Origin of the sequence: Paenibacillus sp. SAF-068 (assembly GCF_051967555.1) — a bacterium.
GTDB lineage: Bacteria > Bacillota > Bacilli > Paenibacillales > Paenibacillaceae > Paenibacillus.
This window is the reverse complement of record NZ_JBQCJX010000013.1, coordinates 19,745-32,075: the sequence shown is the minus strand read 5'-3', so window position 1 is coordinate 32,075 and position 12,331 is coordinate 19,745. Positions and strand designations below refer to the sequence as shown.

Below are 12,331 nucleotides of genomic sequence, written 5' to 3'. Positions count from 1 at the left end.
CACCGTGTAAACTGTGTTTTCTTGGCCGGAATTAGAATATACCATGTACAGATTTTGAATGCAAGTCTTTTTTTGAAAAATTGATAATTAACCAAATCATCGGCACCATATCGTATGCTCCTGTACATCAACATGACTCACACTATCTTCATTAGGCCGCTCCTGATATAAATATCCACTAAACATAACCAGGGAAGCCACTTCCAATGCGATTGCAGTGGAAGTGGCTTCCCTGGTTATTGCCGATTTCACTTTCTTTCCTTCTATTATAAATAAGAACGTCATTCCTTAGGCGCACAGCTTACACACTCTTCTTCACTTCCCCGTAATTACAATATGCGCTTACCAAGCAGAGAAGCGATCAGTTCCACACCAAGTCTTGCCGTATGTCTATTGTGGTCCAACAACGGATTCACCTCAACCAGTTCCATCGACGTAACTTGATCTGTGGATGCAAGTATCTCCAATGCGTAATGCGCCTCCCGGTAATTCAAACCACCCGGTACAGGGGTGCCTACACCCGGAGCTTCTCTTGGATCCAGACAATCCATGTCAAAGCTAACGTGAATACCATCTGTCCCTTTTCCCGCTGTATCTATCGCCTGCTCAATAACTTGCTGTATTCCCATCCGATCAATATCATGCATTGTAAATGCCCGGATTCCCAGGCCCTTAATCTGCTCTTTCTCATACTCATCCAGATCCCGCAGACCAATATAGACTAATTTGGCCGGATCAATAAATACGCCTGCTCCAGCAATGTGAGATAGATTAAATGCAGTATGCCCCAAGGAAGCAGCCACACTCATCCCATGCATATTACCGGATAAGCTGCGCTCTTCCGTATTCAGGTCTGCATGCGCATCGAACCAGATCACACCCATATTGGAATAATGCGCGGTTAACCCGGCAAAAGTACCAATCGCTACACTATGATCTCCCCCAAGCACTAGCGGAAAGGCCCCCTCTTCTAACGCGGCCGATACTTCATGACACACCTTCTCACTGACCTGACGAACTTCATTTAAGTTTTTTACACGATTACGCGCAGTAGGGGCAGCAGATTCAGAGGGACATTCTACCCGCACTTCCTTGGAGAGGATTAGCCCAAGACTCGCGATCTCTCGCTTCAGTCCAGCTGTAATCAATTCATCTGGCCCCAACTCTGCGCCACCTCTTGCTCCACCAAGTCCGAAAGGAACCTTGATGATGGCAACATTACGCTGCACAGATGTTTGAGTTGTATTAATAGTAGTATCTTCTATTCCACCATGGATAGCATCATCATTATTCACGTGGGTCAACTCCCTCAATGTTGGTCAAAACCTGCTCTATTCTCTCCAGTGCCCAGTCAATCTCGGACTCTTTAATTATCAGTGGTGGAGCAAATCGAATAGTCGTCTCATGGGTTTCTTTGCACAGCAAACCAGCAGACATCAGACGCTCACAATAAGGACGGGCTGCTTCATGCAGCTCAACACCAATAAATAAACCTTTTCCCCGAATATCCCGTATGGCTGAACTGCGAATATCTCGAAGTCTTTTCATAAAATATTCCCCCAGACGCTCCGAACGCTCTGCAAGCTTCTCTTCTTCAAGAACTTTCAGAGCTGCTACAGCCACAGCGCAGGCGAGCGGGTTCCCCCCGAACGTAGAACCATGAGACCCCGGCTCAAACAAATCCAGTATTTCCGCGTTAGCAGCGATAGCCGAGATTGGCATAACGCCTCCCCCCAGCGCTTTGCCCATAATCCAGATGTCCGGTTCAACCCCTTCCCAGTCGGAGGCGAAACGGCGGCCCGTTCTTCCAAATCCGGTCTGGATCTCATCAGCTACAGTTAATACCCGCTGGCTCTTACACAGAGTAAAGGCTTCAGCCAAATACCCATCAGGTGGGATAACAATCCCAGCTTCGCCCTGAATAGGCTCTACAAGAAAAGCAGCCGTATTTGCCGTAATGGCCGTTTTCAACGCCTCAATATCCCCATAGGGAATAATCCGGAATCCAGGAGTAAACGGTCCAAAATCTTTTTTATACTCTGCTGAAGAAGAAAAGGACGTAACCGTTAGAGTTCTTCCATGAAAGTTACCAGAGCATACGATAATTTCAGCTTGATTCTCCGGTACACCTTTGCACCGATAAGCCCATCTACGTACCGCCTTTACTGCAGTTTCCACCGCTTCCGCTCCTGTATTCATGGCGAGAATCTTCGATTTGCCCGTGAATTGAGAGAGTTTCTGATAAAAAAGAGAAGCTGTACTGCTGTGGAATGCCCGTGATGTCAATGTAACCTGATCTGCCTGATTCTTGAGCGCCTGTATGATTACAGGATGTCTGTGACCATGATTCAATGCAGAGTAGGCACTTAACATATCCATATAGCGGCGGCCTTCAGGGTCTTTCACCCATACCCCTTCCGCCTGTTCAATAACAATAGGGAGTGGATGATAATTAGCTGCAGCATAACGATCTGACCATTCCATTAACATTTTGGAATCTGACATACACACCCAACACCTTCCCAAAATATTGTATACAAAATACAATATCAATGTATGCGATACCACCGCCATTTACGACTACATCCCGCTATTTCCACAGTAGCCTATTCTAAGCCTTTCTTTGAATCGCTTATAGAAGTTATCGGGAAGTAGACAGTTTACGTTCCAACCAAGAAAGCAAGTTGGCAAGTGTAAATGTGATTATAAAGTAGAGGCCGGCGGCAACAAGCAGCGGAGCAAGCGGCTGGAACGTAACACCCTGAATTGTTCTGGCCGTGTATATAATCTCGGCTATGCCGATCATGGAGACAAGCGAAGAATCTTTGATGATGATAATGAATTCATTGCCGATAGCTGGGAGCATATTACGAAAAGCCTGCGGCAGTATAATGTAGCGAAGTGTCATACCATGCGTCATGCCAAGGGAGCGCGAAGCCTCTGTCTGTCCTTTGTCGATCGCTTGAATCCCGGCCCTGAACACCTCCGCCATATAAGCCGAACTATTCATTGTCAGAGCGACCACCCCCGAAATAAATGCCGGCAAATTCACACCTATAACAGTCAGACCATAATGAATAATAAGAATTTGTACCAGCATCGGTGTTCCTCGAATGAGTTCAATATACGCCGAAGCCACCACTTTGATTGGCCAAACTCGGGATATTCGCATTAATGCCATGATTACCCCGAGTAATGTCCCAAACAGAACGCCGAAAAAGGAAAGTTCAAGCGTCACCCACGCACTTCGTGCATAATCCTGCCAATGTTCTAATAGAAAGGAAAAATCCAAATTCACGGCATACCCCTCACTCGTCCGGTTTATTCACCAAGCATCTCATTTGCTTCAACGACGAAACGTTCGATATCCCCGTTGTTTTTGAGCTTTTCCAGTGTAGTGTTGATCTGATCCAATAGCTCCTGATTACCTTTCTTCACCGCGATGGCCGAACCACCCTCATCTTCAGCCTGTTCAATCTCTACACCCGCAACAACAAGCCCCTCTTGATTCTTCACATACTGTTCAGCCACCGGCTTCTCCAAAACAAGTGCGTCCACGCGACCCGTCTGCAACTCCAGAATCAGTTCAGGTATTTTAGCCAGAGAAGTGAGCTTTGCTCCCTCTATTTCCTGAGCAATCCCTTCCTGAATGGAACTCTTTTGTACACCAACCGCCTTGCCGGATAGTTCATCAATAGAATTCATTGATGCATCTTCGCCTTCTCTAACGAGAACTGCCTGTTCTGCATAATAGTAGATATCTGTAAAATCAACGTTCTTCTTTCGTTCCTCCGTAGGAGTCAGGCCCGATATTACAAAGTCAACCTTATCTGTACCCAGGGCCATAAGAAGGCCATCAAAGTCCATGTCCTCAATCTTCAGCTCGGCTCCCAGATCAGCCGCAATGGCTTTGGCAATCTCAATGTCAAAACCTACAATGGTATCTTTACCATCGATTTTCTTATGGAATTCATAGGGTGCATAGTCCGCACTGGTCCCAAGTACAATGACTTCCTTTTCCACAGGACTAGTTCCCGAAGAAGGAGCAGCGTCTGATCCGGTCCCCGTTGTTTTTTCCTGACCACATGCGGACATGATCACAATCACTAACAGTAACATCATTGGCAACAATGATTTTCTCACAAGCATACCCCTATTCTTTTTTTGAATGAGTAGCATAATAATTTGTATACAATATACATAAGACAATATATGGACTTATATGTAAGTAATACTAACAAACAATTGCGTTTGTCACAATATATATTTAAACATTTATACGCTCCAATTCCATAAAATGTTATATATATAACACGGCACTTACATCACCTGAAACATGAAGTTTGCTTGCCCAACTTCCCCCTCGGTGTTAAGATGATAAAAACTTGAAACTCCTGAACGGCGCGCACAATACGGCCTCACACCCATTTAATTATTCACTATACATAGAAAGGAGGATTCGGTATGGAGGTACCCAAATACCGATCCTTGAAAGATCACGTATACGATTACATTGCCCAGAAGATTCAGGACGGGACGCTGCTTCCCAACCAGAAGATCAATGAGGCCGAAATATGCAAAAAGCTGGATATCAGTCGCACGCCTACTCGGGAGGCCCTTTTCCAGCTGGCTTCAGACAATCTGCTGCAATACATCCCACGCAGGGGATTTATTGTCACTCCTTTTGATGCAGGCAAAAAACTGGAGTTCTCCCAAGCAATCGGTGTGCTGGAGGCGCTAGCTGCCACACTTGCAGCAGACCATCTCAGACCATCTGAACTTATGGAGATGGAAACTCTCGTTGTCCGAATGGATGAAGATATCAACCAACTTGATCTTGCAGCCTACAACAAGAACCAATACCAGTTCCATAACCTTTACATTCAGCGATGTGGTAACGCCACAGTAATTGAGATGTTAAACACCCTGAAGAACAGCTTCATCCGGCAGTCGTATGTTAGTGATAACAAGCCAAAGCTATCCGAGGTACTGCTTGAAGTCAATGAAGAGCATCGACAAATTTTAAGCGCTTTTCGAGCCAAGGATAAGAACCAACTGGAAGCCCTGCTCAAACATCACTGGCGGATTATCGACAACGATATGCTGTAGTACGTTTTGTCGAAACAAACCTAAGGCAAGCCACACTATAATGCGGCTTGCCTTTTTCCTATTTTTCCTTATTGCCCTCCAACGGTGCCCTTGCCTCAAAAACAGCATACCCCAACTTTTTCCCGTATTTTTCAAGCAACCGATCATTGGTTTGACTCATTCGCTGCATGCGTTCATCCTCAAACCAATCCAGATCGATCTCACGATGCGGGTCATGATCAACGCCCCATTTTCCTATAGATCGCGAATGTTCTTTAACCTCTACCTTGGTGAAACCACACTGTTTCAGGCGTTTTCTCCATGCTGTCGCGGTTACCAGGGTTCGTATACCGTAAAATTGCTTTAGTCTGCGAAACATCAATTCGGTCTTCTGGCCTGATAGAACCATCTCCCGGTCTACCAAAAGTCCAGCAGGCTTCAACACTCTCCTATACTCATTAAGTGCATTTCGCCACGGGGTAAAGATCGTAACCGACTCCACGAATACCATATCAAAATGATTTTCCGGGAAAGGCAACGATGCTACATCAGCCTGAACAAATTGAACATCCATCCGCTCACGTCTTGCTCGTCGAACAGCCTTATCCAACATCTGGCGATTAAGATCAATGGCTGTTACTCGATACCCCCTTTTAGCCAGATAACACGCAGTTCTCCCAGTGCCACATCCTATCTCAAGAATATGACTATTCACAGGCAAAGATAAACTTTCCAGCAACTTCAGTGTTGCCAAAAATCCTCCGGGATGGGCACTCCCCTCCCCTAACCGAGCCAGCATGTCATGATACTCCACGCAACATCCCCTCCTCACTCCTCCCAGTGTATGGAATAGATTCAAAAACGGCTCCTCCCTATTCGATTTACCGGGTACTCGTCCATACCAAATCCTCTTTTATTTACTATGATATACAAACCGTTGAATTCAAGCGGCAACCGCAACTAATGAGGAGGATTTACATGTACAGAATTAATCCGGTATGTGAAGAAACGGTTTCTCCGCACGTTGGACGTTCCGTTTGTCTTGTTATGAAAGACGGTAAGCATATGTATGGTACGCTTAGTCAATGTCGTGATGGCAAAGTTTATTTGAACGGATGCTTCGAGGGACCACGGTTATGTTCGGTCAAATCCAAACAACAGTTGGTAAAAAGCAGCAAGAAAAACACTATTGCATCAAAGAAAGTTAAATCTTCAGCCTACGGTCCATATGGATATGGAGGATACGGTGGGGGTTACGGCTACGGGGCAGGGATCGATCTGGCTCTGGTAACAACATTGTTTCTGCTGCCATTCCTGTTCATCTAAACTCAAATCTGATTATAGTAAAATTGCATTCATAACAAAGACCCTTTCTGCTTAGTGCAGAAGGGGTCTTTGTTTTTCCATACGATTCGCGTCAAAATCGCATTAAACTTTCTGTAAAAAAGAAACAAAAAAAGGCATTCGCTAAAACGAATGCCGGGAACTTCATATTTAATACCCTTACCTTCGTACAGGGTGTCTGTTTGATCTAAAAAAAAACACCTCGTTAGAGGCGGGTAAGCTATGTTAAATCCGATTTCCTTTAGGCATCGTTTTCAGATTACTATTCGAATTCTCAAGCAATGGTAGCATCCTAGTCGTGCTGACCATCTCAGAAGCACATATCGGACAAGTAGGTACGTTATCAAACGCAAAATTGTCCCGCATCCATCCTTTGCACGTATCACTCGTACATTCCCAGATTGCCGCATCAGCTTGTGGAATCTCTTCCAACGGTTTTTTGCGATTATACATGACTTCTACCCCCTTTGTTATGGAAAAACATCTAACCGACGTTATTTCACAGAAGCCTACACTTAGCGGAAGTTTTACATCCCACCGGACTCCTGCCTCGACAACTATTGGGCCGACTTTTGTTCAAAAAAAAAAGAAGCTGCCTTTACCATTATAACATGTTAAAGGCAGCTATGCTTTAATTACAGTTTTACAACTTCTTCTGCTTGAGGACCACGGTTTCCTTGTACAATTTTAAATTGCACGCGTTGACCTTCGTCCAGCGTTTTGAAGCCTTCGCCTGTAATAGCGCTGAAGTGTACGAATACATCTTCTCCGCCTTCAACTTCGATGAAACCGAAGCCTTTATCAGCGTTGAACCATTTTACTGTTCCGTTTTGCATGTGAATTACACCTCCAAATAAAGATTAACATGTTCCTTTGTTCTTTGCAGCAAGCAAATAAAAATTCACACATTGAAAAAGGTACCAGTCATAAACCTATAAGTGATCGCCCTTTACAATATATGAATTAGGTTTTCCACTCTCTACAACTTGTTTTTATTATAACTCCAATTCAGCCAAAAAGCAAATCTTTGTATTTTCTTTTCAAACAGCTTTGGAAATACATGTTATTAACTCGCGTGGTGACAGGGTTTATCACGCTTATGTGCCCATTCACTTGTGTGCGGTCTTATGAAAGGATATGCAGATCTAACCCAACTTATACATTTTTTATATAATATTCTGACATGCATATCCAACACAATCAATGAATCATTTCACTACAGTTTAACACATTATGTCCATGCCCACATAAACGCATCGCGATCCCAGGCGATCTGCCCACGATGAAGCTTTCGGAAAGCTTTCTTCACTTCCTTGGACAATGATGTATTGCCGTTCTCGTTTACAAAAACAAACTCTTCACCAAAATGGGTCCTCACATATTCTATGGCCGCTTCCTGATGAAGTGTTCCTGTGAATTTAATCTCCTGGACCATCCATTCCGCTACGCCTTGTGCTGTCTTCTCCACTATATCACCTACTGACTGAACCTAATGTGCGGTTAGGCAGACCTCGTATCACGAACATAACTGTCTTCCCGCCAGACTGAAGTATACCATGATCCCACTGCTGACGGGAAATGTAGGATACTACTTCCAGGCAATACCTTTAATGAACAACCTTATTGTCCTGCTCACTCGTATTGTTGGAAGGAATAGAAGGATAAGCTCGATTGCTCCACACTAACCATGCACAGTATGCAATCAGTACTGCCAATATAAACAGATCGTAAGGAAGTGTACCTGTGTCCTCCAGATCATTCCCTAGAAATTGAATCAGATTATGTATGAAATGAAACAAAACAAGCGGTACGATATTTCCATTCTTCAGCATTAATAGCGCCAGTGCCGCTCCCAGAAGCAGCGCATAGAACAATTGCATAATCGTATCTTTCATCTGCTGACCAGACAATGCGTTCAGCAGATGTGTAATTGAGAACAAGATGCTGGAGGTCACGACTGCTGCTACTGCACTTTTACGAAGCAATGTTTTGAAAATAAGCCCCCGATAGATCGTTTCCTCAACAAAAGCCACGAGCAAGGTAAAATAGATAAAAAAGGCCACCCGTGACAAGCTCAACTCCCCAAATCCTTTCAAGGCAAGTGTACCCAGTACAAGGAGTAGTGGAATATAATACTTTGCGTGGCCAGCCGGGATACTTCGCAAAGATCGAAATCCGGTCTCTCTCCACTTGCGTCTGAACGTCAAATAGATAATCAGAACAATTGCAATTGGTGTAAAGGATATGAGTACAGGGGAAGTGTAATCCAGTTGTTTTATCGTCGCAATGGCCCCTGCAGCAAATACGGCTAACAGGAGAAGTAGCTCAATAATTACAACGGTGATTACAGGTTTACGCTCAGAAAAGGGATGTATTGACTTCGACTGTGTGTTAATCATACATTTACCCACCTCATTTCATTTATGTTTTGTTGTCATATGAACTTATATGCCAATATAGGTGTATAAGATCTATATATTTATATTCCTATCATGGATAAAAATATAAAAGTAACAAAAAAGAGACTTATCCTGACTGCTTTTCCCCTAAAATCAGGTATGGATTACACCTTGATCTGTCCAATATAGTATCAAAAGAGTTAACAGTTGCAGGGGTGTTGCGACTCTTCAACGTCATATATCTATGAAGTATTAATTACGATAGTTTCACAATGCATAATGAAATCAGGGGGATACTATGAGAGCATTCTTTCAGCGCTGGGGGCATTTACTGGCTATTCTGTGCATACCGCTCCAAGGCTCAATTTACGTTTTTTTAGGCAGCAACACCGGAAGTGATGTGTTCTACAATTATGCTTGGATTGACACACAGATTCCTTTTATCAAAGAATTTATTTATCCATACATTAGCTGGATGCCCATTCTGTATCTTGGTTTTCTCTATTTGGGTCTGACGAACAAGTCGCTATTCTGGCGTACGTTGATTACCTATAATATTGGTGTTATGGCTGCCAATGTCTGTTTTGCGGTGTTCCCTACTCATGTGCCACGCCCGGAGATCAGCGGAACTGGTCTGAGCAACGCGTTAGTACAGTTTATCTATTCCAATGATGCTCCCTTCAATTGTTTCCCAAGTGTTCACGTTCTGACCAGCTATTTGCTGTTTATTGTGATTAACAGACACTTGAACTTTAAACCGTTGGCACGGATTTCATGGTCAGTATGGCTGTGGTTGATTATTGCTTCGACAGTATTTGTAAAACAGCATTCCTTGCTGGACATCGCCGGAGGCATTTTGTTCGCTGAGGCTGCGTATTGGACTGTACATGTATTTGCTCTTCGTCTTGGGCAGGCACGAAAAAAAGGCAAGCAATCACTCACAGCATCTAATTCAAGCAGTCATGTTTAACAGCACTTATATATGTAGCAGGTGGAATGACATTCCTGTTATACAGCAAAAGAGGGCCGAAGCCCTCTTTTTTTGTACTTAATTTAATTTAACCTAGTTATATAGAAGAACTTATTAGGGTGGGCTACACTTTTCATACTATAGGTGGCCGTTCATGGAGCAGATCGGAGGGTGGACTTCCCGTGATACGCTTAAATATGCGGTAAAAATAAGACAGATCCCGGTAGCCGAGAAATTCGGCAATTTCCTGTATGGAGAGTTGTGACTCGGTGAGCAGATATTTGGCTCGTTTCATCCGTTGATCATGGACATATTGACTGATGGTCTGATTCGTCATGCTTTTGAATAATGCAGCAGCATAATTGGGAGTCTTGTTGATCTCGTCGCCAAGTTCTTCCTTCGTCACTTTCTCCCGGTAATGCCGCTCAATATATCGCTTCATCCGTTCAACGTGATTGTGCCTCTCCGGCGGGATAACTCCACGATCAAGCTCCCTGTTCATATAAATCAACACTTCCATCAATAAGGCTTGGCTCATCATGACATAATAAGACGGACGCTCCTGCCATTGTTGATAAATAGCGCTCATGCGTTGATGGATCAGTTCGTAACATCCAGGTTTATGCCGCAAAGCCTCATACCGTTCCAGCGCAGGCAGAGTTTCCATATGGTCCCGTTGCAATTGAATTACAATCTGTGTGTGCGTTACTGTAGGAATACTCTTGCCGTAATAGGGGACACCACCCGGAATGAGGAGCAATTCACCCTTTTCCATGATCTGTTTATTACCGTTCACCCAATATACACATTTTCCATAAGTAACCAAGCTTAGCCGCCAAGTTTGTTGAGTTTGCACAGCTTCTTCGTACCAACCAACACCATTAATATGTCGAACTTCAAGTGGAGTGACCATAACACACCTCATTATCGGACTATACTCTAATCATTGTACTATAGTTCATACCCTGATTCGACAGAAAACGCTACAATACACATATAAGCTTAAATATGAGGAGGAAATTAGCATGTTAAAAACAAAAATCATTTGTACCATGGGACCTGCTTGTGACTCAATCGAATTGTTGAAAGTAATGATTCAGGAAGGTATGACTGTTGCTCGTCTGAACATGGCTCATGGCGAACTGGAAGATCACGTTACACGGATTAACAATATCCGCAAAGCAGCTTCCGAGCTGAACACCTATGTACCGATCATGATGGACATCAAAGGGCCGGAAGTACGTATCGGCAAACTGAAAGAAGCATCCTGCCACCTGCAAGCCGGTAAAGAGCTGATCCTGACGACCGAAGAGATTCTTGGTGACGCTGAGCGTATCTCGGTAAACTATCCTGAATTGAACCTCGTTGTGAAACCTGGCGATCGTATCCTCATCGATGATGGCCTCGTTGATCTGACTGTACTGTCTGTGGAAGGATCCGACATCCATTGTAAAATCATCAGTGGCGGTATTCTGAAACCACGCAAAGGGGTTAACTTGCCAGGAATCAAAACGACATTGCCAGGTGTAACCGAGCGTGACGTTATGCACATCGGATTCGGGATCGAAAACGATATCGAAATTATCGCAGCATCCTTTGTTCGTAAAGGCGACGACATCCGTGAAATCCGCAGCATTTTGAAAGAACGCGGTGTAGACCACGTACAGATCATCTCCAAAATTGAAAACCAGGAAGGTATGACGAACCTGGACGATATTATTGAAGCATCTGACGGTATCATGGTAGCTCGTGGAGATCTCGGGGTTGAAGTACCTATCGAAGACGTGCCAATGATGCAAAAAGAAATGATCGATAAATGTAACCGCGCTGGTAAACCGGTTATCGTGGCTACACACATGCTGGAGTCCATGCAAGTGAACCCGCGCCCTACTCGTTCCGAGGTAAGTGACGTAGCTAACGCTGTACTTCAAGGTGCTGACGTTGTAATGTTGTCTGGTGAATCGGCTGCTGGTAAATATCCGGTACAATCCGTGCGCACGATGGCTGCAGTTGCTCGCCGTGCTGAAACAATGATCGATTACAAAGAGCAATTTGCACAAAAATCGGCTCAACAGATCGCTGATATTACTGAAGTTATCAGTCAGGGCGCAGTAAGTTCTTCCCTCGTACTGAATGCAAAAGCTATCATCACTTCAACTGAGAGTGGATTTACAGCACGCATGATCTCCAAATATCGTCCGAAAGCACCAATCATCGCAGTTACACAACATGAAGAAGTATTGGCAAAAATCTGCCTGCTCTCCGGTGTCATTCCGGTTATGGGCGACAAAGTAACCACTACGGATGAAATGTTCGAGTCTGCTACGCGTAACGCAATCAAAACAGGTTACATCGAAAAAGGCGACATCATTGTATTGTCCGCTGGTGTTCCAATCGGTCAATCCGGTAATACAAACCTGATCAAAGTTCAACAAGTCTAATTCACTAGCTGAAACTGAAGCTATACATCTTAGCTATATATAGAAATACCAAAATCCACCGAGGGCAGAAATGCATCCCGGTGGATTAT

At 44.1% G+C, this 12,331-nt stretch carries 15 protein-coding genes; 4 read left to right on the top strand and 11 right to left on the bottom strand.

Annotation, left to right across the window (positions count from 1 at the left end; translation table 11 throughout):
• Positions 1-96: 96 nt before the first annotated feature.
• The 5 genes from ACTHPG_RS28120 to ACTHPG_RS28100 form a co-directional block, all read right to left on the bottom strand.
• On the bottom strand, positions 97-252 hold the full coding sequence (locus tag ACTHPG_RS28120; RefSeq protein WP_440392558.1) for a hypothetical protein: 156 nt from the start codon (positions 250-252) through the stop codon (positions 97-99).
• Between the two features lie 77 nt (positions 253-329).
• Positions 330-1,295 carry an arginase gene (gene rocF, locus ACTHPG_RS28115; RefSeq protein ID WP_440392557.1) on the bottom strand — a complete coding sequence of 322 codons (966 nt, stop codon included), beginning with the start codon at positions 1,293-1,295 and terminating at the stop codon, positions 330-332.
• A complete protein-coding gene (locus tag ACTHPG_RS28110; RefSeq protein WP_440392556.1) occupies positions 1,288-2,505 on the bottom strand; it encodes an ornithine--oxo-acid transaminase in 1,218 nt (405 codons plus the stop codon). The genes rocF and ACTHPG_RS28110 overlap by 8 nt, the downstream gene beginning before the upstream one ends.
• 136 nt (positions 2,506-2,641) lie before the next feature.
• On the bottom strand, positions 2,642-3,298 hold the full coding sequence (locus ACTHPG_RS28105; protein ID WP_440392555.1) for an amino acid ABC transporter permease: 657 nt from the start codon (positions 3,296-3,298) through the stop codon (positions 2,642-2,644).
• A 23-nt stretch (positions 3,299-3,321) separates the two neighbouring features.
• Positions 3,322-4,149 (bottom strand): ABC transporter substrate-binding protein, encoded by an 828-nt coding sequence (locus ACTHPG_RS28100; protein WP_440392554.1) that lies wholly within the window; start codon positions 4,147-4,149, stop codon positions 3,322-3,324.
• A gap of 315 nt (positions 4,150-4,464) precedes the next feature.
• Here ACTHPG_RS28100 and ACTHPG_RS28095 point away from each other — a divergent pair, with 315 nt between their 5' ends.
• Positions 4,465-5,109, top strand: a complete 645-nt coding sequence (locus tag ACTHPG_RS28095) for a GntR family transcriptional regulator (RefSeq protein ID WP_440392553.1) — start codon at positions 4,465-4,467, stop codon at positions 5,107-5,109.
• Positions 5,110-5,167: 58 nt separating this feature from the next.
• On the opposite strand, the gene ACTHPG_RS28090 is transcribed toward ACTHPG_RS28095, so the two are convergent.
• Positions 5,168-5,902 carry a class I SAM-dependent methyltransferase gene (locus ACTHPG_RS28090; RefSeq protein WP_440392552.1) on the bottom strand — a complete coding sequence of 245 codons (735 nt, stop codon included), beginning with the start codon at positions 5,900-5,902 and terminating at the stop codon, positions 5,168-5,170.
• A 164-nt stretch (positions 5,903-6,066) separates the two neighbouring features.
• On the opposite strand from ACTHPG_RS28090, the gene ACTHPG_RS28085 reads away from it, so the two are divergent.
• Positions 6,067-6,414, top strand: coding sequence for a hypothetical protein (locus ACTHPG_RS28085; protein ID WP_440392551.1), 348 nt, complete (start codon positions 6,067-6,069; stop codon positions 6,412-6,414).
• Between the two features lie 243 nt (positions 6,415-6,657).
• On the opposite strand, the gene ACTHPG_RS28080 is transcribed toward ACTHPG_RS28085, so the two are convergent.
• From ACTHPG_RS28080 to ACTHPG_RS28065, 4 genes are all read right to left on the bottom strand, one after another.
• Positions 6,658-6,885, bottom strand: a complete 228-nt coding sequence (locus tag ACTHPG_RS28080) for a cold-shock protein (RefSeq protein ID WP_017691121.1) — start codon at positions 6,883-6,885, stop codon at positions 6,658-6,660.
• Positions 6,886-7,067: 182 nt separating this feature from the next.
• Positions 7,068-7,268, bottom strand: coding sequence for a cold-shock protein (locus tag ACTHPG_RS28075; RefSeq protein ID WP_024633772.1), 201 nt, complete (start codon positions 7,266-7,268; stop codon positions 7,068-7,070).
• Between the two features lie 395 nt (positions 7,269-7,663).
• Entirely contained in the window at positions 7,664-7,900 is a 237-nt protein-coding gene (locus ACTHPG_RS28070; protein WP_278297288.1) for a DUF6953 family protein, read from the bottom strand.
• Between the two features lie 139 nt (positions 7,901-8,039).
• Positions 8,040-8,831, bottom strand: coding sequence for a lysostaphin resistance A-like protein (locus ACTHPG_RS28065; RefSeq protein WP_440392550.1), 792 nt, complete (start codon positions 8,829-8,831; stop codon positions 8,040-8,042).
• 298 nt (positions 8,832-9,129) lie between these two features.
• Here ACTHPG_RS28065 and ACTHPG_RS28060 point away from each other — a divergent pair, with 298 nt between their 5' ends.
• On the top strand, positions 9,130-9,801 hold the full coding sequence (locus tag ACTHPG_RS28060) for a phosphatase PAP2 family protein (protein ID WP_440392549.1): 672 nt from the start codon (positions 9,130-9,132) through the stop codon (positions 9,799-9,801).
• Between the two features lie 133 nt (positions 9,802-9,934).
• Here the strand turns inward: ACTHPG_RS28060 and ACTHPG_RS28055 are convergent, their stop codons facing one another.
• Positions 9,935-10,714, bottom strand: coding sequence for a helix-turn-helix transcriptional regulator (locus tag ACTHPG_RS28055; protein WP_440392548.1), 780 nt, complete (start codon positions 10,712-10,714; stop codon positions 9,935-9,937).
• A gap of 112 nt (positions 10,715-10,826) precedes the next feature.
• Here ACTHPG_RS28055 and pyk point away from each other — a divergent pair, with 112 nt between their 5' ends.
• Positions 10,827-12,242: a pyruvate kinase gene (pyk, locus tag ACTHPG_RS28050; protein ID WP_062838171.1), complete on the top strand. Its 1,416-nt coding sequence runs from the start codon at positions 10,827-10,829 to the stop codon at positions 12,240-12,242.
• Positions 12,243-12,331: the final 89 nt, after the last annotated feature.

Bases quoted from the DNA above. Each gene is read 5' to 3' on its own strand.
- ACTHPG_RS28110 (WP_440392556.1), bottom strand. From the start codon at position 2,505: ATGTCAGATTCCAAAATGTTAATGGAATGGTCAGATCGTTATGCTGCA.
- ACTHPG_RS28100 (WP_440392554.1), bottom strand. From the start codon at position 4,149: ATGCTTGTGAGAAAATCATTGTTGCCAATGATGTTACTGTTAGTGATT.
- ACTHPG_RS28095 (WP_440392553.1), top strand. From the start codon at position 4,465: ATGGAGGTACCCAAATACCGATCCTTGAAAGATCACGTATACGATTAC.
- ACTHPG_RS28085 (WP_440392551.1), top strand. From the start codon at position 6,067: ATGTACAGAATTAATCCGGTATGTGAAGAAACGGTTTCTCCGCACGTT.
- ACTHPG_RS28080 (WP_017691121.1), bottom strand. From the start codon at position 6,885: ATGTATAATCGCAAAAAACCGTTGGAAGAGATTCCACAAGCTGATGCG.
- ACTHPG_RS28075 (WP_024633772.1), bottom strand. From the start codon at position 7,268: ATGCAAAACGGAACAGTAAAATGGTTCAACGCTGATAAAGGCTTCGGT.
- ACTHPG_RS28065 (WP_440392550.1), bottom strand. From the start codon at position 8,831: ATGATTAACACACAGTCGAAGTCAATACATCCCTTTTCTGAGCGTAAA.
- ACTHPG_RS28060 (WP_440392549.1), top strand. From the start codon at position 9,130: ATGAGAGCATTCTTTCAGCGCTGGGGGCATTTACTGGCTATTCTGTGC.
- ACTHPG_RS28055 (WP_440392548.1), bottom strand. From the start codon at position 10,714: ATGGTCACTCCACTTGAAGTTCGACATATTAATGGTGTTGGTTGGTAC.
- pyk (WP_062838171.1), top strand. From the start codon at position 10,827: ATGTTAAAAACAAAAATCATTTGTACCATGGGACCTGCTTGTGACTCA.